Here is a 20,199-nt window from a genome sequence, read left to right as displayed (position 1 = left end):
AGACTGAATATATTCAAAGAAATCCGGTGGTTCTTTCATTGCTTCTTTTTTTTTATTTTTTCAAGTTCTTCACGTTCACGCGGAGACAATCTTTCTAGTAGGGGTACCCCCCATCACCATCAAGCTAAGAAATGCAAATACCTCAAAACGAAAAAATGAGCATTTTGTTACAAGTTAGTACAAAATTTCGTTCTGGGGGGTACTATAAAATTTTAGCTTGATGGGTATGGGGCATGTCCATCAACTTAAGAAAACAAGTTACCCCAAAACGATAAAAATGAGCTGAATTCTTATAAATAACTGCAAAATAATAAAATTTTTGTTTTGGAGACACTTCAAATTACTAGATTGATGATAACGTGGCGGGACTCCTAAAATAGGATTATAATTAGCATTGCTTTTAACAATGTGACAATGATTATTGTCACACTTCCATTTCGGTTACGATCTATTTTGTTATTTAAGGCGTTAAAAGAAAACTTCAGAATAAATAGGTAATTTATGTTAAAATATAAAGAAAAATGATAAATATTATTAATTATAAAAAGGGGAATATTATAAAATTAGAATTTAATTCGGAAGGATTGAGTTTATTTATATATTCTTAGGAGTGATGGAATGGATAATCCTTATAAAATAGCTGTAATTGGTGGCACTGGTAAGGTAGGTCGTTATATAGCTTCAGAATCGTTAAAAAATGGCTACCAAATTCGTATGCTTGTTCGGAATCCTAAAAAATTAAAGTATAACGATGATAAAATTGAGATTGTAACAGGTACTGCGGAGAATGTAGATGCAATTAGACAACTACTCGAAGGTTGTCATATTGTTATAAATTGCTTTGGTCAACCTATGAGAGATACACCTATATATAGCAAAGTTACCAGAGATATACTTGAAGTAATGAAAGAAAAGGATATTAAGAGATATATTGGCGTTACAGGAGGTTCTCTCAACATTATAGGAGATAAAAAAAGTCTTTTAAATAAGATTGGAGCAAAAATGTTTGAAGTGCTCTTTTCCAAAATGATGAAAGATAAAAGAGAAGAGCTGAATATTCTTTTGAAAAATAAAGACCTTGATTGGACACTAATAAGACTGCCTTTTGTAAAGGAGGGTGTTGAAGTAAGAGCAGTCAAAGAAAGTCTTATTGATATGCCTGGGGCAATGATTTCAAATAAAGAAATAGCAAATTTTATAATTAGCCAGATTGATAATAAAGAGTATATTCATAAAACACCTTTTATTGCGATTTAATATAAGGGTAGCGTCACATCGCCATCAAGCTAGAAAATTGTATCCATAAAACGAAAAAAACGCTATTCTTTTTGTAGAAATATACAGAAAGGGGGCGTTTTTGTTATGAATTTATCGATTTTAGATGAACTAGAATTGTTCTCTAAAGAACTACAACGATATATGTCACCGTATGCTTTGGAACAGTTAGCTAGAGAGATAGGATTTGTTCAACGAAAAAGTAAATATCGTGCACAAGACTTAGTGGCTTTATGTGTTTGGTTAAGCCAAAATATAGCTCATACTTCATTGACACAATTATGTAGTCGATTAGAAGCTAACACAGGCATTTTCATGAGTCCGGAAGGACTCAATCAACGCTTTAATTCTCGGGCTGTACAGTTTTTACAACAAATATTAGCGTATTTACTTAACCAACAATTTCATTCCTCCAACTCAAACAAGATTCCAACTTTGTATACAAACTATTTTCGTAGTATTCGTGTATTGGATTCTACACATTTTCAGGTTCCAGATAAATTTGCTTCTACATATCAAGGTTCAGGAGGTAGTGGTCATAGTGCTGGTGTGAAAATTCAATTAGAGTACGATTTGCTTAGTGGTCAATTTTTACATGTTCATGTAGGTTCGGGAAAGCAAAATGATAAAATTTATGGTTCTACTTGCTTAACGTCTCTTCAACCGCACGATGTATGTATACGTGATCTAGGATATTTCGATTTAAGAGATCTACATACGATAGACGAGTGTGGTGCTTATTTTATTTCACGATTAAAGCTCAATACTCGTATATATCAGAAGAATAGAGAACCTGAATACTTTCAAAATGGAACAATAAAAAAGCAATCTGAATACATCCAACTAGATATAGAGCAATTCATTGACCAATTACAGTCAGGTGAAACAGATGAAATTCCTGAGATTTATATTGGAATGTATCAAAAGCTTCCGGCAAGACTAATTCTGTATAAATTAACTGAAACGCAAATGAAACGTAGACAAAAGGATTTAGCATCTAAAGAACATAAGAAGCAAATTACCTATACAGAACGTAGTAAACGGCTTAGTGCGATTAACTTTTATATTACAAATATCCCTTCGGAATACCTACCAAAAGAACAAGTATACGATTTTTACTCTTTACGGTGGCAAATTGAACTTATCTTTAAAACATGGAAATCATTTTTTCGTATTCATCACTGTAATTCTGTAAAATTAGAACGATTAGAGTGCCATTTATACGGGCAGTTAATTAGTATTCTCCTTTGTTCCTCCACAATGTTTCAAATGCGCCAATTACTCCTCACCAGGAAGAAACGAGAGTTGAGTGAATATAAGGCGATTTATATCATTAAAGATTATTTTTCACTTCTTTATCAAGCTTTACAAAAAGATACCCAAGAGATATCAAAGATACTACTTCGTTTGTTCAATCTTCTACAAAAAAACGGGCGAAAATCCCATAGGTATGAGAAGAAAACAGTCTTTGACATCTTAGGCGTCGTATACAACTTTTCTATGTCTCACAACCATGTAGCGTAATCCAAAAAATTGAAACCCGATAGGGTTTATTTGGTATGCAAATCTTTAAAGAACTTACACTGGATCTTTAGAAAAAAGAAAAAATTCTACGTAAAATTAAACTTATATAAGCTTAACTTGATGGTGATGGGGTATGGGGGTGAAACGATGAAATAGAAAAAATGGAGGAATTCGTTTTATAAGTGAATATTCTACTCGAAATACTGAAAGGCAACCAAGCGATTCATGATACAAGTACATACCCAATTTGATTACTTGTAGAAACTTGATTGAACATAAGAAACTGTGCTTGTTACACAGTCTCTTTTTCTTTGAATATTTGTTGTAATGAAAATAGATATGATATTGCTAGAGGTAACAAGAATAATAAAATCTTTAATGTTTGTGTAATTGGTAAAAAGAATATTAAAAGAATAAAAGCTATAGGAATAACTTCTTTGTAGTGTTTTTTTAGTGATTTGCTATGATCTAATTTATAAGCTTCAATATAAATTGTGAGTACACCCAAGAGAATAAAAATTGTTGATAGAGTCGTATCTCCTTTATTAAGGGCATACATAACTAAACCGATTGACCAAAACACATACCTTAGTGATGAAAAAATGATTCTTTTTTTAAAATTCATATTTACTCCCTTGTTTAATTTGATTTTATTAATTCTACAAATTTAGTCGGATTTTTATGACGATTCTTTCTCAAATTAAAACAAAAAAAGAATCTCAAGTTTCAGCATCCCCTCTGGACTAACGATTCAAGATAAGAACAAACAGAAACACTATGATACATAAAAATCACAAAAAATTCTAAAAAAATTGAATAGAATAGAAAAATTTAGTAATCTTATTTGTACAGCACGTACATAATCGTTTTGTAATAATTCGATATTTAATATATAAGGGGGCATTACGGATGGATCTTACGTTTAAAGTTGAGGAAACATGTTTTAATTACCGCGTTGGAGCAATTTGTAAACAAGGTAATAAAATACTTATATTGCAAGGTGACAGTGAAGATTTTTGGTATGTACCAGGCGGAAGAGTGAAAATGCTAGAAAATAGTGAGGATGCGCTAAAACGGGAGCTTGCAGAAGAACTAGGCGTACCTATTGAAGTGAAGAGATTAATATGGTCAGTAGAAAATTTCTTTACACTTTCTGAGCGAAAGTTTCATGAGATTAGTTTTTATTATGAAGTAGCATTGCAGGAATTACCCGCGAATGGGGCGGATCAATACATTCTTGAAGAAGAAGGAAGAACGTATGTATTTAAGTGGGTACCGGTGGAAGAGTTACATGCATATAACTTACAGCCAGCATTTATAAAAGACAAAGTAAAGGATATAGCAGTTCATACAGAACATATCGTTTTACAAAAGTAAATGTATTCGGAGGGGAAAACAGTGAAGGGGACTAAAAAGGAAATACATATAGAAGATAAAGTAATCCGTTACACACATATCGAAAAAGGTTCTCATATGGTTTGCTTTATGTTTTCAGGATCATGTTACAATTATGATAAACCGTTATTTTATTATGCAACGATGTTAATGCTTGAACATAAAATAGATGTAGTGCATATTCATTATTCTTACGATGAACAGGTAATGAATGAACCGATGGAAGAAATAACGAAAATAATGATGAATGATATTAATCCTGTAATGAATGAAGTGTTGAAAAAGGGACGCTATAGCAATTCTATGTTTTTAGGAAAATCACTCGGAACAATCCCAATTGCGAATGATGTAATGAAGAGAGAAGAATTTTCACAGTCAAAAATGATATTACTTACACCTTTACTGACGTTTGATACGATTTTTGATTCCATCTTACATAGTGATCATGAAGGGCTTTTAGTAATTGGGGATAAAGATCACCAATACAATGCAGATCAAATTGATCAATTACATAAAACGAATTTAAAGATTGATGTTGTCAAAAACGCAAATCATTCTGTGAATATTGGGGAATATGAAACGGAAAGTTCAATTACAGCTATAGCAAAAGTAATAGAAAAACTTAAAGAAGTTGTTAGGACAAACTAACCTATCAATACATGCAAAAAGAGGTGCGAATTACACCTCTTTTACTTTAATAAGCCTTCAGCACATGAAGCAAATAATCCTTCCGATTCAGCGGATTAAAGTCAATACGTTTTCGAATAGGGAAGGGAGCCTTCAGCTTTGTGAAACCAGCTGGGTTTGTTGTAAAGATACCGTCTCCTTCTGTAAATGAATGTAGCATTCGTTTAAAATTCTCTGTTTTCGCAATAGGTAATGATCCTGTTAATTGATAAGAATCATTATTTAATATAGGCTCTGCAAAAGTTGCTGGAATAGCAGCAAGCTTATACATTGCGGTGCTAATTGCGTGCTCCGGTACAGTTAATTCAAACTCATTTACTGGCTCATATACACATGTTTCAGCTTGTTTTAAAGCATCCATTAAAACGAGCGGTGCTAAGTTTCTAAAGTCACTCGCTGTTGTGACAGGACTTGCATAGCCGGTATGTGTTAACGTGACAATAATATCCGCAACTTCCCATCCGTATAATCCTTGTTTTAACGTTTGAAATACTGTATCTTCAATCGCTTTATAGTGATCCGAGCTCAACACCTAAGTTATACGTTATGCCAGAGTTAAGTTGACCACGCTCGACTTTGAACCCGACTGTTGCGTAAAATGGATTCGCTTTTTCACCCATTACTTCAACGGAATTCCCTATGCCAATTGGTTTCTCAATACATACAACTCGTGTATTTGAGAAAGTAACCTGCAAATTATACTTCTCATAAAGTGTTGTTTCAATCACTTCTTTTTGTACTTCACCGAAAAGGCGAATATATAGTTCATTATGAACATCGTCTTTCCACACTTTAATGAGAGAATCTTCTTCACATAGTTCCATAAGAGCAGCGTACAAATCATGAACTCGTTCTTTAGGTACGGCATCAATTGCAGCTTCCATTTGCGGTTCGGCAAAGTGAATATCTTTTATATAACCCGTCCGTTCGCCGATAATATCACCAATTTTAATATCACTCAGTCCCCACACTTTACAAAAGTCACCGCTAGGAACGGTAGAAGTTTGAACGGCATCTCCATTATGAAATATGCACATTTTTTTAATCTTTTCCTTATGTGGTAGAGACTTACTACGCTTTATATCCACATGTTTTCTAACGTGTAAACTACCAGAAAAAACTCTTACATAAGCAATTTTTTCTCCGGAAGGTTCACGTTCAATTTTAAAAACAACACCGGATAATAGTTCATCTGGTGCTGATGTATTAGCTGGAAGTAGAGCTGGAATATTTTCAAGTAGTTCAGTTACTCCTATCCCTGTCATTGCTGAACCGAAAAAGATAGGATACACATTTGCTTGCTGTATTTGTTTTTCTAGTTCTTTTCTTAATAATGCGTCCGGTATTATTTCGTTATTTACATATGATACAAGCAATGATTCGTTATATGGTGCTAATCGCTCTATACAATCGTCATATGATTTATATTCCATAATACGAGCTTCCTTTGTTCCTTCGTTCGCAGCAGAGTATAAGGGGAATGCTTCATTTGAAAGAATCGTTTTTATTTGCTTTACAACTTTTTCAGTATTTGCGCCGCTACGATCAATTTTATTAACAAATAAAATAGTCGGTATGTTTAGTTTTTGTAATGTCCGCATTAAAATCTTTGTTTGTGCTTGCACACCTTCAACGGCAGAAATAACTAAAATCACACCGTCTAAAACGCGGAATGATCGCTCCACTTCAGCGATAAAATCAGCGTGTCCGGGTGTATCAATGACATTTACTTTTATATCATCAATAAAGAAAGAAACGACAGATGCTTTAATCGTAATTCCGCGTTGTCTTTCTAATTCCATTGAGTCAGTTTGCGTACTTCCACTATCAACTCGGCCAATTTCTTTAATTACATTCGTTTCATAAAGAATACGCTCAGTCAAACTCGTCTTGCCAGCGTCTACGTGCGCGACAATCCCTATATTTATTGTTGTCATATATAAATATCCTCATTTCATTGTCCATTTTCATTTCCTCATTTCTATTTGTGAATTTCCGCATTATAATCACTCTCCAGTTCTTTAAATTAGTACTATTATAGTGTAATTTACATTTTTTGTAACGCGACGAAGCGCCTTAATTTGGAAAACTAAAAAGAAAACAAAATGCTTGCATTCTAAATTGATATAGATTATATTAATTGACATATCAACTATTGATGTATCAAATATTTTTGTTTTGGATGTAAAGGAGGGATAATTTGACAAGTTCCTGCTCAAAAGAAGCGATTATTTTATATAAATTACACTTTCTAAATAAAGAAGTAAGTTCGAAGTTTGAAGGGTGTACGGGTATGAGTCAGTCTAGATTAGAACTCATACTTCAGTTATATGAAGTAGGTGAAATTAGTCAAAAAGCACTTCAACAAGAAGTGAATATTGATAATGCTGCGATTACGAGGCATTTAAAGCAGCTTGAGGCAAATGAAATGATTGTAAGACGTAAAAATCCAGATGATAACAGAATTACGTTAGTTTCTCTTACAGAAGAGGGGCGAAATAAAATTCAAGCGTTTCAAGAGGAAAAAGAACGTTTTGCAGCATCTGCATTTAAAGGATTAAGTGAAGAAGAACGCGATAATCTTTTAAATATGTTAAATCAAATTCAAGAAAATATAAAAGAATTATAAAAAAGGGAGAATACAACTATGACTAACTCAGTAAAAACAAATGATTTTAACGAAATTTTAACAGGACGCCGTTCAATTCGTAAATACGATCCTTCAGTAAAAATAAGTAAAGAAGAAATGACTGAAATTCTTACAGAAGCAACACTTGCACCATCTTCTGTAAACATGCAACCATGGAGATTCTTAGTGATTGAAAGTGACGAAGCAAAAGCAACACTTGCGCCACTTGCGAAATTTAATCAATCTCAAGTAGAAACATCTTCAGCAATGATCGCTGTATTTGGTGACTTAAACAACTTTGATAACGCAGAAGAAATTTACGGTACAGCAGTAGAGCGTGGTTTAATGCCAGCTGAAGTAAAAGAAGATCAAATGAAAAAACTTTCAGGTTACTTCTCTATGGTTACACCAGAAGTAATGAAAGATACTGTTTTAATTGACGGTGGTCTTGTAGCGATGCAATTTATGCTAGCAGCTCGTGCTCACGGTTATGACACTTGCCCAATTGGTGGATTTGAAAAAGACCAAATCGCAGAAGCGTTCGGATTAGATAAAGAACGTTACGTACCAGTTATGTTAATTTCAATCGGAAAAGCAGCAGACACTGGTTATCAATCAGTACGTCTTCCAGTTGAAAAAGTTGCTGAGTGGAAGTAATTATACAGAAATAAGTGGAATATGAGAGGGGAAACACCATGATTATTATTCACGCAATATTTCAAGTAAATCCAGCAAAACAACAATCATTTTTAGAAGAAATTCAGCCACTACTTCATGGTTCAAGAGAAGAAAGCGGAAATGTATCTTATGATTTATATAAAGATACAGAAAAAGAAAGTGTTTATACGATGGTAGAGGTATGGAAAGATGAAGCAGCAGTTGCGGCTCATAATACGAGTGAACACTTCACATCTTTCGTTAGTAAGGCAGCACAGTTTTTAACTGCTCCGCTTGATATAAAGGTTTATAGTGGAGAGTTAGTAAAATAGTAAGGTAGAAAAAGATGACTTTAGCGTAGGCTTGAGGTCATCTTTTTTATTTTGATAGGAATATATTTACTTCTAACGTAATGTGTTATAATTCGGAAGAAATATTCTTAATTTTAAAAATATTTAAAGGTGGTAGTGAAATATATGAACATATTAAAGAAAATCACTAACAATATTTCAAAGGTCATTATAGGAAAAGATGAGTCGATTGAACTCGCAGCAATAGCTCTTATAGCAAGGGGACATATTTTATTAGAAGATGTACCTGGGACGGGAAAAACAACATTAGCGAAAAGTTTGGCTAAAAGTGTGGACGCGAAGTTCCAAAGAATTCAATTCACAGCTGATACTTTGCCTGGAGATGTTATTGGTCTCGAATATTTTGATGTGAAGGAATCGGATTTTAAAACGAGGCTAGGACCTATTTTTGCAAATATAGTATTAGTTGATGAAATTAATCGAGCTGTACCGAGAACGCAATCTTCGTTACTTGAAGTTATGGAAGAACGTACTGTTACGATTGCGAAACAGACACACTCATTACCAGAGCCTTTTTTAGTTATTGCAACGCAAAACCCTCTTGAATCGGCTGGCACATTTCCACTACCAGATGCACAGTTAGACCGTTTTTTACTTACTATACGCCAAGGTTACCCTACGAGAGAAGCAGAAAAGGAAATGATGAATCGTTTCCAAATGAATGATCCGTTAGAAACGTTACATTCTATTATTTCAAGTGAAGAAATTATTACGGTGCAAAAGCGTGCAAGGGAAGTGTTAGTAGGGAACGATGTGCAAGATTATCTTCTTGAAATGATTGAAGCAACCCGTAAGCATGAATTAATTGAAATCGGTGTAAGCCCGCGAGGTACGTTGGCATTTATGAGAGCGATTCAAGCACGGGCAATATTAAATGAAAGAGATTATTGTACACCAGATGATATAAAGACACTTGCCGCATCCGTTTGTGCACATCGTTTAACGTTAACGATTGAAGGGGAGATGAAAACGACAAAAGAACAAATTATAAAAGAAATTCTTCATACGATTCATGTGCCAGTGGAGAATGTATGATGAAACAACAGCTTGTGTATACACCCTTAGCGGATCCTTTCCTAATAGGCGTTATATCAGTTGTAGCCGTTATTTTATGTATATTTTCAAGTAATCTACTCATTTTATCTCTCGTATTTTTATATTTAATGTTAACAGGAGCCACGCATAGATACATACGTAGAGTGTCTCGTGTTGAATGGGAATACAATCAAGGGAATTCGAATGTTTTTATAGATGAAACAAATATGTGCAAAATAAAAATTTCAAACAACTCGATATTTCCTATTTTCAATATCGTATTTCGATTTAAATGTGAAAATAAGTTAACTTGGAATCATGATGAATTAAACAAAAATCATAGTACAGGTTCAAATTATTATTTGAATTTCAATATAAAAGGAGGAGAGACGGTTTCATTTGATTTACAAGCTGTAGCGTTAAAAAGAGGCATCGCGAAATGGGAAGAGGTTGAAATTGTTATTACGGATCCTTTTGGATTTATAACGAACCATATAACATATAGTCACGTTGATACGCCGTCCTATTTAGTTTTACCAGCTATACCGAAAATACAAGTACCTGAATTACAAGAATGGTCCCGTGGATTTCGAAAAGCAATGTCGTCTCCGCTGTATGATGAAACGAAAGTAATGGGCGTGAAATCTTATGAAAATGAAGATTTTCGTTCCATCCACTGGAGTGCAACAGCGAAAACAGGGACAATAACAGCTAAAAAATACGAACGAACACAATCAGATAAATATGCAATTTATCTTAATTTACAAAATAAAAGCGGCGTTTCTTTACGTAATGATACAGAAGAACTAATTGAACTAACAGCTGGCATATGTAAGCAACTACTCATGCAAAATTGTTCATTTGAATTATGGATTAATAGCGTGAAAGATAACGGCTTGTTGCATATAAAGAATGGTGATAATCGGAAGCATTTGCAAAATGTATTAAAAGTACTCGCTTCTATATCAGATCAAGATACTCCTGTTTCTTCTTCTTATTTTTACACAGCAGGCTTTCGCCTTAAGGAACTGGATGCGGTTCCTTTAATTCTTGGCACTTCACCAAAGAAATACAGTAGAACGAATAAATGGATTGTAATTAAAGAATAAGAAGGGACTTATGTCATGGTTAATAAAGCGCGGCATATGAAAGTGAAGTTTTGGAGTATAAGAGCTTTAATCATACTTTTCTTTGCGATTAGTGCAATATCGTTATCACAAGGTGTGGTATATGTACAAAATATAGTAAAAGAGCGTTTTTTTAGTGAAAAGAAATCTGAAAAAATTTATAAAGAAACAATAAACAACGAAAACAACGAAAATAATGAAGATTATGGAAGACCTTTAGAAGATACAAAAGTAGGAGAAAATAGGGATAGGACGCCAACGGGTAAAAAATTTAAAGGTTTTAAAAAGGATAATTCATGGGGAGACGTATTTTCTTTTCTTTCAAATTCATGGATTACTGTAGTTTTTTATGTAGTTATTGCAGCGGTAATTACATATTTTCTTTATAAATCAGTTAGGAAAAAGTTAATGAAATCAGAAATAGAACAGGAGAAACAATCGGTAACGAAAGAATATACGGTAAGAACCGAAAAGAACCAGAAAGTGATGCATCAGTTAGAGCAGACGCTACCTACAGATACGATAAGGAAAACGTTAGTTGAATGGGAAAGAACTTTACCATTTCATGAACAGAGAAGATCCTATGAAACGATGCAACAATGGTTAAAGAGAATATGCAGAACGAGAGATATTATTCCGATATATGAGTCTGTTCGATATGGTGAAAAGACGTATACGGAATTAGATGTGGAAAAAACAATGAAGTGGATAGAGGGGAATGGGAAAGTGGATTAAATTAAAATAATTGAAAGAAAGAGATTTAGGAATTACAAGGTGTAATGTTTCATGTATTATCCATCTTAATTCAATATTCATAGTATGAAAGGTGAAAGACAAAAATATCTGCAGGGGTGAGGTGAATAAAGAATGTTTCGCAATTGGTTTTACAATGAGAAGCAAATGCGTCCTTTAGGGGGGACGGGGCCTGCACAAAGTACTATTCAAGCTGTTCATCATGCTATACAAGCACAGCAACAAGCATTTCAAGCACAGCAAATGCAGGGAATCCATAATCCATCACAGTCGTATTATTCATTACAGCCTGATTACCCATTACAATCGTATTATCCATCACAGTCTTATTATCCAATGTAGGTCAAAGGATGGTACGAATTTTTAATCGATTTCGTATGAGACTGTATATGCTTGATAGCGAATGAAAGTAAAACGGAAATATCCTTTTTGTTGGAATTCATTCAAAAATGATTTGAAGAAAGTATTTTTTATTAAGTTTCAGGTTAACAAAAGAGGGTTTGCTACGAATAGCAGGTCCTCTTTTTAAATGACAAAGAGGACCTGTGAATATTTAGAAGTAATCTATCATAGCGGACCAATTAAACTTTAACAAAATAGTTATTTGAATAGGAAAAGGGAAAAGAATTAAGTTCACTCGTTCTTAAGAGCTTTCCCTTTGAAATTTACTTTTTGTTCGTTGTTCTATATACGTCTGAAATTGGTAAGTCCACGCCATGTAAATCTTGAGTAATGCTTTTCTTTTTAACATTGGTATTGTCTGAATTGGTTATTTCTTCCATCTGTTCTTGAGCTTTACTAGGAGTATTTAGAGCATCTGATGACACGTGATCCAGTTGTTGACTTAATAGACTTTTTTCATCCATGTTATGTAGCTCCTTTGTGAATTTAGATATAAAAACAATGTAATTATAAATAGTTACTTAAATATTTTGTATCTTTGAATGGAATCATATGCAGAAATTAACTAATTAAATAAATTATAAGTTCGTAATAAAATCGTAATCTTGTTAGAAAGGGAGAAGTAATTTTGGACAGACTTCAAAATCTTAATTTTATGGGCAGGGGTACCGCCATATTGCCATCAAATTAAGAAAAAATTAATCCCCCTACAATAAAAATGCTATTCTTTTTCATTGCGGATATTGTATTTCTTTAACCGACGGATCAGTGAAGTTTGAGTAATTCCAAGAACTTTTGCAGTTTTACGTGTAGTCTTATTTTCCTTAATTGCCTGTTCAATAATTGTTTTTTCCATATTTTCGATAATCTCGCTTAAGTTGTTGCCTTTTTTCAGAGATTCTAAAGCTTCTTCTGCCATGCTTACTGAGTGAAAGCGATCTGGTAAATCATGAATCGAGATTTCTTCTTTTTTAGCCATAATAACGAGCTGCTCAATAGTGTTTTCCAACTCTCGTATATTTCCTGGCCACTGGTAACGTTGAAAAACATCTATCGTTTGCTTTGAGAAGGTACGCGTCTGGTTGAATATCTGGTTATACTTTTGTAAATAGAAATGGATTAGCGGAAAAATATCTTCACGTCGCTCGCGTAACGGCGGAATATTTACTGGTAAAACATGAAGGCGATAATATAGGTCGGCCCGGAATTTTCCCTCTTTTACCATTTCCTCGATTTTGCGGTTTGTTGCTGCAATAATGCGAATATCAGCCTTTACTAATTGTGAACCGCCAATAGGCATATAGGTCTTGTCCTGCAGTAATTGAAGGAGCTTGGGCTGTAGATGTAGCGGAAGTTCACTAATTTCATCCAAAAAAAGCGTTCCTTTTTCGGCTGTTTTGACGAGCCCTGTTTTTCCTTTTGAATTAGCACCTGTAAAGGCTCCTTTATGGTAGCCGAACAATTCAGATTCGAGAAGTGTATCGGGAATTGCTGCACAATTTAAGTGGACAAAGGGTTGACTGTTTCGTTCGCTCAACTCATGAATACGCTTTGCAACTACGTTTTTTCCAACTCCTGTTTCTCCGTTAATAAGCACAGTTGAATGAACATTTGCCACTCTTTCCAAGATTTCAGCAAGCAAATTATGTACTTTGCTATGCCCGATAAAGGACTGTTCATCCTTTATGAGAATATACCGGGTATTCATTTTCTTTATTTCTAGTAAATACCGATTCAATACGGGGGCTAATTCTTCCCATTTTAGTTTGGAGATATTATCCATCCAATTACTTATATCATGACCATGTGCTACAAAATAAATGGGGTTTTCCTGTTCATCCAAAATAATGTCCCCTGTTACTGTCATCTTATTACCACCGATAATTTCTTGCACAGTGGTGACAGTACTTCCATTTTGTAAAGCCATTTCGATTACGGATGGAGTGAACGCACCCTCTTTTTTCAGAACGAAAATATTCCTGCCAATCAAATCTTCCTTGTTTTTGTTAAAAAGCTTACAACATGCTTGGTTTACCCACATAATCGTTCCGTTTTTGTCAACAATATTCATCCCGCTTTCAAGACTATCAAGAATTTTTAAAAGATATTTGGTTTCAATTTGGACAGGAATGTCGGACATGGCTTGAATCCTCCTATGAATGCATCTACTTTGAACCGGAAGTGGTTCAAAGTAGATGGGAATTAGTGAAAAGAATGAACCGTTTATGAATCTATTGAAACGAATTTAATTCATTATATCTCACAATAGCTAGATTTAAAGTTATTTTTTATAATTTTCTGTCTATTTTTCGTATTTTCATTCCAAATTGATGGCATGATTTTTGCAATGTAAAAGTGTACAGTGCGGAATTATTAATTTATAGAGGGAGGTATTTAATAGGAATGTCCCCTTGTATTGGAATGATAGGGGATCGTCATTTTTACTAACAGAGAAAAACAGCTTATCCTAGTAAAGTTGTTTAATGATACATTATTACAATTAATAGGATGATAGATAAAATCACTAAATATATACGGACATACAAGTCACGGTTATGAAGAACAAAAGGTGATCTGCACTCGTTTTCTCACTTTGTTTTCACTTGGCATGGGGCAGGGAAAAGGATCTGACTGCTTCTATGAATGACCGGATTTTCTCTCCCACCTAAAAAGGCGGATTTTATGCCAATTTTTCAATTTGTACTTATATAAAAAGGATGGTGTATGTATGAATGCAAATCTAGTATTTATCAATGGTGAAGTTATTACATCGGACAGACAAAACTCAATAGTGGAATCTGTAGCAATAAAGGATAATCGAATAATTGGGGTCGGGTCAAATTTAGAAATGAATAAATTCATTGGGGAGAAGACTGAAGTCATTGACTTAGCAGGCAAATCTCTTCTTCCTGGATTTATTGATGCACACACACACCTGGTTTTATATGGGGTGTTTCAGTTGAATATCAGTTGTAAAGAAAGTCACATCGACTCTGTTGCAGCTGTGTTGAACGAGCTTAAGAAAAAAGCGTCGGAAACTCCAAAGGGTGAGTGGATAAGAGCTTGGGGGTTTAATGAAACCACCATAAAGGAGAAGCGATATCCAACGATTGCTGAGCTAGATGCCATTTCAACGGAGCATCCAATCATCATTTCTCGTACATGTGGACATATTTGTATCGTAAACACATCGGCACTAGAGAAGGCTGGATATGACGAAAAGACACCGAACCCTCAAGGTGGAGTAATTGAAAAAAATGAGAAGGGGGAAATTACAGGGAAATTATTTGAAGCTGCAAATATGAAGATGAATGATGTAGCAAGCTATACAGACGCTGAACTTATGAAAGCTGTTAAAATTGCGTCGGATCATTTCATTTCAGGGGGAATCACGAGTATTCATGAAGCAGCTACTTTTGATTCTAATTGTTATCGTTTGTTACAAACAGCTATAAAAACCAAAGACATCGGTGTTCGGATATATGCAATAATTGGTACCATTAATGAATCGGATAAATTTGTAAATAAAATGATGAATGCAGGGATAGTAACCGGTACAGGGGATGAGAGATTTAGAGTTGGGCCGGCCAAAATATTTTTAGATGGGAGTAGCTCTGGTCCAACGATTGCAACTCGAGAACCTTACTCCAGCGATCCTAACAATTTCGGGATTCTTTATTATAGTGAGGAAGAAATATATAAAGTTCTAGGTGAAGCCCATAAAAAAGGCTATCAAGTTACAGTACATGCTCAAGGTGATAAAGCCATTGAAATGTATTTAAATTGCATAGAAAGAGCGTTAAATGAAGCACCAAGGAAAAATCATCGTCATCGAATCGAGCATGCAGGAGTTTCAACCCCAGATTTACAAGAAAGAATGAAACAACTTGAAGTCATTCCTATTCCAAATCCACCATTTCCATATGAATATGGCGAGATATATGCTCACAATTATGGTGAACGTGTTAATTATATGTACGCTGCTCGTGATTATATAGATAAAGGTATTATTGCAGCAGGTAGTTCAGATGCACCGGTTACTGATTATAATCCTTTATTAGGAATTCATACTGCAGTTAATAGAAAGAGCCAATTTGGAGCCGAAATTGGTACGAACCAATCCATTAGTGTACTAGAAGCTATTAAACTTTACACATGGAATGGCGCTTATGCAAGTTTTGAAGAGGATATAAAAGGGAGCCTAGAGGTAGGGAAATTAGCTGATTTCGTTATTTTAAATGAAAGTATTTTAAAAGCTAAACCAGACCGTATTAAGGATTTGAAAGTGGAGACAACGATTATTGATGGAGAAATTGTCTATCAAAAGGAGAATGATTTAATGGTGAAAAATTAGATTTAGGAAAAAATGAGGTATTGCAATGATATTACCTCGTATTATTCGTTACCATTAGCCCGCTATTTGCGGGCTAATAATTAGTAGGGGATGGAAAAAAACGTTGATTAAAGTTTCGCTTTATTTTGCACATCAGGGATTTAGATGCTAGAAAATTAAAGAGGATTTATATATTAATATATCTTTTTATGATATTGGCTCTTAATCCATAAAAATTCAAACTATGAAATAGGAGGTTGAGCATATTTTGAAATATATTAAACTCTTACTCTTAATTCCTTTTATAGGATGTGTTGGATTCTTGCCATTTGTAAATAAAATTGAGCCTTACGTATTAGGAATGCCTTTTCTTTTATTTTGGATTGTTTTTTGGATGGTACTCTCCTCAATTATTTTAACAATTGTTTATAAGCTTGATCCTGATAATAAAGGGAGTGAGGCAGAATGAATATATCATTATTTATTATTTTTATTTTCTTAATCCTATCTCTTTATTTAGGGATAGCAGCAAGAAGAGGAAAAAAGATGAATTTGCAGCAATTTTCAGTTGGTGGCAGAGGCTTTGGAACCTTATTCATATTCCTATTAATAGCTGGAGAGGTTTATACGACTTTTACTTTTCTAGGCGGAAGTGGTTGGGCGTATTCCAAGGGTGCGGCTGCATATTATGTGCCCACATATATATTTCTAGCATATATAATATCTTATTGGATTGCACCTAAAATTTGGAGATACGGTAAAGAACATGGTATTATTTCACAACCTGACTATTTCGCATCTAAATACGATAGTCGTGCAATGGGGGTTATAGTAGCTATTGTAGGAAGTTTAGCACTTATACCATATATTTGTATACAAATGAAAGGATTAGGAATCATTGTTTCAGAGGCTTCTTTTGGAGCTATTTCACCAATAGTTGCAAGTATTATAGGTGCAATAGTTATTACAACATATGTAATATTCTCTGGTATTCACGGCTCAGCTTGGACAGCTGTAATTAAAGATATTATGATTTTGGGAGTAGTTATTTTTTTAGGCCTATACATCCCTATCCATTATTTTGGTGGAATTGAGCAAATGTTTAAGTCTGTTGAGGCTGTAAAACCGGAATTGTTAACGTTAGCCGATCAGGGACTAAGTGTACCGTGGTTTATCTCTACAATCCTTTTAAATGCAATATCTTTTTATTTATTACCGACTTCTTTCACTGTGGTCTTTTCAGCAAATGGTGAAAAAGCACTTCGCAAAAATGCAATTACTCTACCTTTATACACGATATTATTACTGTTTGTTTTCTTTATTGGCTTTTCAGCTATCGTAAAAATACCTGGTTTACAAGGAGCTGATGGGGATCTTTCTCTTTTAAGATTGACTATTCAAACATTTGATCCTTGGGTGGTTGGAATAGTTGGAGCAGCTGGTTTATTAACAGCTTTAGTACCAGCTTCTGTTATGTTAATGTCTGCATCTGTTGGATTAACAAAAGGGATTTACAATGTTGTTTTTCCAAAAGCTACTGAAAAACAACAATTAGTAGCCTCAAAACTATTCATCATTATCCTTTCTCTGACTGCTTTAATCTTCACCATATTTGGTGGAACAGCACTTGCACTGTTAAATATTATGTCATACAGTCTTATCGCACAATTGGCACCTGCTTTATTCCTTAGTTTTTCCCAAAAAAATTATATAAATAAATATGGCGCAATGACTGGAATCATTACGGGAGTGCTCGTTGTATTGTATGCTACGATTTTCAATATAAAAATCGCAACCTTCTTTCCAACAGTCCCACACACTATTAATGACATTAGTACAGGAGCAATAGCCTTATTTATTAATATCGTAATGACTATTATTGTAAGCATAGCTTCAAAAAACTTACCGATTCAAAAGGGGACTACCACATCAACACCGAGCTAAAATAATTGTATATCTATTAGCTTAGTAAAAAACAAAAAGGATGTCGTTGCATGACATCCTTTTTATATTGGAGCAAAGAGGCACGTTGTTAGTTCTGAAAATTGTTATTTTTACAACTATTAAATATAATAAAGGTTATAGGGATGTATACAGGGGAGTTATGAATGGAAAATACTTTAGTTGATTAACTATTTCTCATTTTAACCAATATAAAAGTTAATAGATTTGGAGTTGAGTACATTGAGACAAAATCATTTTAATTGGAGTAATAAACAATTACGAGAACATGTTGAAGTATTAGATGGTAAGAGAAGTCCGCACATTGTATTAAAGAACGCAACGTATTTAAATTCATACTTGCGTGATTGGACAGTGGCAAATATTTGGGTATATGATGACCGCATTGTATATGTAGGAGAAAAACTGCCAGAGCAAGTTACCCATTGTGAAGTTATTGATTGTGAAGGAAAGTATGTGGTACCTGGCTACATAGAACCGCATGCACATCCATATCAATTATATAATCCAGAGACTTTAGCGAATCATGTGATGCAATATGGTACAACTACATTAATCAATGATAATTTAACTCTATTTTTCACATTACAGCGTGAAGAAGCATTTCGTTTATTAGATGAATTTAAAAAGATTCCTGCAAGTATGTATTGGTGGTGCCGTTTTGATGGACAGACTGAGCTGCAAAACGGAGAATCTTTATTTAATAGTGAAGAAATAATAGAGTGGTTAAAGCAGGAAGCGATTCTTCAAGGCGGCGAGTTAACAGCATGGCCAAAACTATTACATGGCGATGAGGAAATGTTAAATTGGGTACAGGAAACAAAACGATTACGGAAGAAAGTAGAAGGTCATTTTCCTGGAGCGTCTGAAACGACTTTAGCAAAGTTAAAGTTATTAGGTACGGATTGCGATCATGAAGCGATGACAGGGCAGGAAGCGTTAGCTCGCCTTATGCAAGGTTACACCGTTTCTCTTAGAAATTCTTCAATTAGACCGGATTTAGAAGTTTTACTAAAAGAATTACTGGAACTAGGAATTGAGCAATTTGATAGATTCATTTTCACAACAGATGGTTCACATCCGTCATTTTATGAAAATGGAATGACGAATAGAATGATAGAAATAGCAATCGAACAAGGGATACCAGTTATAGATGCATATAATATGGCCAGTTATAATATTGCTAGCTATTATAATATGGAGCATTTACATGGTTCAATTGCGACAGGTAGAATTGCGAATATTAATATTTTAGAAAGTAAAGAAAACCCGGTTCCAATTAGTGTAATTGCAAAGGGACAATGGGTGAAGCGTGACGGAGTAAACAAACATGAATCATTACTTATAGAGTGGAGTAAGTTCAAAGTAACTCCATTATCATTAGACTGGACCATAGAAAAAGAGGATATGCTTTTTTCTAATAAAACGGGTATATACGTATTGAATAACGTTATAACAAAACCATATGTAAGTGAAATTGACTTACATAGCGATGAACTGTCCATTGACCATGATGAGTGTTTCCTAATGATGATTGCGCGTGATGGTACTTGGCGGGTGAATACAGTTGTGAAAGGTTTTGCGAAAGCGTTAGGTGGTCTTGCAAGCTCTTATTCCGGCACAGGTGACATCATTCTTATTGGAAAGAGTAAAGAAGATATGCTTACAGCTTTTCATAGAGTAAAAGAACTCGGCGGGGGAATGGTGATAGCTGAAAATAATGAAGTGTTACATGAAATTGCATTACCGTTACTCGGGATTATGTCTGATGTAAAGATGAGTGATTTAATACAGGAAGAGAAAAAGATGGTGAATTTACTGCAAGAGAGAGGCTACGCCTATAACGACCCAGCATTTACGATTTTGTTCTTTTCTGCGACGCACTTGCCGTTTATACGAGTAACGCCTATAGGATTATATGATGTGAAAAGTAGTAAGGTAGTTGCTCCACCGGTGAATTTGATAAAGCAATATTAAAAGGAAAGATCCTATAAAAAGTCTATTTTATAGGATTTTTTCATTCCTAGCATAAGAATATCCTAAGCCTCA

At 34.3% G+C, this 20,199-nt stretch carries 18 protein-coding genes and 1 pseudogene; 15 read left to right on the top strand and 4 right to left on the bottom strand.

Annotated features, from left to right (window positions below; genetic code table 11):
• The first annotated feature begins 618 nt into the window (after window positions 1-618).
• Window positions 619-1,257, top strand: a complete 639-nt coding sequence (locus COI75_RS26060; protein ID WP_000369880.1) for an NAD(P)-dependent oxidoreductase — start codon at window positions 619-621, stop codon at window positions 1,255-1,257.
• 105 nt (window positions 1,258-1,362) lie between these two features.
• Window positions 1,363-2,799, top strand: coding sequence for an IS4 family transposase (locus tag COI75_RS26055; protein ID WP_001053915.1), 1,437 nt, complete (start codon window positions 1,363-1,365; stop codon window positions 2,797-2,799).
• A gap of 292 nt (window positions 2,800-3,091) precedes the next feature.
• Here COI75_RS26055 and COI75_RS26050 read toward each other — a convergent pair whose 3' ends face one another.
• Window positions 3,092-3,424 carry a hypothetical protein gene (locus tag COI75_RS26050; protein WP_001009638.1) on the bottom strand — a complete coding sequence of 111 codons (333 nt, stop codon included), beginning with the start codon at window positions 3,422-3,424 and terminating at the stop codon, window positions 3,092-3,094.
• A gap of 284 nt (window positions 3,425-3,708) precedes the next feature.
• Here COI75_RS26050 and COI75_RS26045 point away from each other — a divergent pair, with 284 nt between their 5' ends.
• Both COI75_RS26045 and COI75_RS26040 read left to right on the top strand, forming a co-directional pair.
• The gene (locus tag COI75_RS26045) at window positions 3,709-4,176 is read left to right on the top strand and encodes an NUDIX hydrolase (RefSeq protein ID WP_000366253.1); all 468 of its coding nucleotides are present in this window, start codon (window positions 3,709-3,711) and stop codon (window positions 4,174-4,176) included.
• A complete protein-coding gene (locus tag COI75_RS26040) occupies window positions 4,177-4,842 on the top strand; it encodes an alpha/beta hydrolase (protein WP_141535153.1) in 666 nt (221 codons plus the stop codon). It begins immediately after the preceding gene.
• 46 nt (window positions 4,843-4,888) lie between these two features.
• On the opposite strand, the pseudogene COI75_RS26035 reads toward COI75_RS26040, so the two are convergent.
• Window positions 4,889-6,818, bottom strand: a pseudogene (locus tag COI75_RS26035) (GTP-binding protein).
• 263 nt (window positions 6,819-7,081) lie between these two features.
• On the opposite strand from COI75_RS26035, the gene COI75_RS26025 reads away from it, so the two are divergent.
• The 7 genes from COI75_RS26025 to COI75_RS25995 all read left to right on the top strand — a co-directional run bounded on the left by COI75_RS26025 (window position 7,082) and on the right by COI75_RS25995 (window position 11,795).
• Entirely contained in the window at window positions 7,082-7,510 is a 429-nt protein-coding gene (locus COI75_RS26025) for a MarR family winged helix-turn-helix transcriptional regulator (protein WP_000204173.1), read from the top strand.
• 18 nt (window positions 7,511-7,528) lie between these two features.
• Entirely contained in the window at window positions 7,529-8,167 is a 639-nt protein-coding gene (locus COI75_RS26020; protein ID WP_000185379.1) for a nitroreductase family protein, read from the top strand.
• A gap of 38 nt (window positions 8,168-8,205) precedes the next feature.
• The gene (locus COI75_RS26015; RefSeq protein WP_000583835.1) at window positions 8,206-8,499 is read left to right on the top strand and encodes a putative quinol monooxygenase; all 294 of its coding nucleotides are present in this window, start codon (window positions 8,206-8,208) and stop codon (window positions 8,497-8,499) included.
• A gap of 144 nt (window positions 8,500-8,643) precedes the next feature.
• Window positions 8,644-9,573: an AAA family ATPase gene (locus COI75_RS26010; RefSeq protein WP_001023370.1), complete on the top strand. Its 930-nt coding sequence runs from the start codon at window positions 8,644-8,646 to the stop codon at window positions 9,571-9,573.
• Window positions 9,573-10,682: a DUF58 domain-containing protein gene (locus tag COI75_RS26005; protein ID WP_000813309.1), complete on the top strand. Its 1,110-nt coding sequence runs from the start codon at window positions 9,573-9,575 to the stop codon at window positions 10,680-10,682. The genes COI75_RS26010 and COI75_RS26005 overlap by 1 nt, the downstream gene beginning before the upstream one ends.
• Before the next feature lie 15 nt (window positions 10,683-10,697).
• Window positions 10,698-11,435: a hypothetical protein gene (locus COI75_RS26000; RefSeq protein ID WP_000247295.1), complete on the top strand. Its 738-nt coding sequence runs from the start codon at window positions 10,698-10,700 to the stop codon at window positions 11,433-11,435.
• 132 nt (window positions 11,436-11,567) lie between these two features.
• Entirely contained in the window at window positions 11,568-11,795 is a 228-nt protein-coding gene (locus COI75_RS25995) for a DUF3947 family protein (protein WP_098380666.1), read from the top strand.
• A gap of 323 nt (window positions 11,796-12,118) precedes the next feature.
• Here the strand turns inward: COI75_RS25995 and COI75_RS25990 are convergent, their stop codons facing one another.
• A complete protein-coding gene (locus COI75_RS25990; RefSeq protein WP_000343756.1) occupies window positions 12,119-12,319 on the bottom strand; it encodes a hypothetical protein in 201 nt (66 codons plus the stop codon).
• A gap of 257 nt (window positions 12,320-12,576) precedes the next feature.
• Complete coding sequence (locus COI75_RS25985; RefSeq protein WP_001280233.1) at window positions 12,577-13,995, bottom strand: sigma-54 interaction domain-containing protein; 1,419 nt, start codon at window positions 13,993-13,995, stop codon at window positions 12,577-12,579.
• A 588-nt stretch (window positions 13,996-14,583) separates the two neighbouring features.
• Between COI75_RS25985 and COI75_RS25980 the strand changes: the two genes are divergently transcribed.
• From COI75_RS25980 to COI75_RS25965, 4 genes are all read left to right on the top strand, one after another.
• Window positions 14,584-16,209 (top strand): amidohydrolase, encoded by a 1,626-nt coding sequence (locus COI75_RS25980; RefSeq protein WP_000993308.1) that lies wholly within the window; start codon window positions 14,584-14,586, stop codon window positions 16,207-16,209.
• Window positions 16,210-16,456: 247 nt separating this feature from the next.
• Window positions 16,457-16,657 carry a DUF3311 domain-containing protein gene (locus tag COI75_RS25975; protein WP_000874078.1) on the top strand — a complete coding sequence of 67 codons (201 nt, stop codon included), beginning with the start codon at window positions 16,457-16,459 and terminating at the stop codon, window positions 16,655-16,657.
• On the top strand, window positions 16,654-18,132 hold the full coding sequence (locus COI75_RS25970; RefSeq protein WP_001027116.1) for a sodium:solute symporter family protein: 1,479 nt from the start codon (window positions 16,654-16,656) through the stop codon (window positions 18,130-18,132). Before COI75_RS25975 ends, COI75_RS25970 begins: the two co-directional genes overlap by 4 nt.
• Before the next feature lie 240 nt (window positions 18,133-18,372).
• Complete coding sequence (locus COI75_RS25965) at window positions 18,373-20,127, top strand: adenine deaminase C-terminal domain-containing protein (protein ID WP_001249607.1); 1,755 nt, start codon at window positions 18,373-18,375, stop codon at window positions 20,125-20,127.
• The last annotated feature ends 72 nt before the right edge of the window (window positions 20,128-20,199 follow it).

Origin of the sequence: Bacillus cereus (genome assembly GCF_002564555.1) — a bacterium.
GTDB classification, from domain to species: Bacteria; Bacillota; Bacilli; order Bacillales; family Bacillaceae_G; genus Bacillus_A; species Bacillus_A cereus_K.
This window is presented reverse-complemented; position numbering and strand designations above follow the sequence as displayed.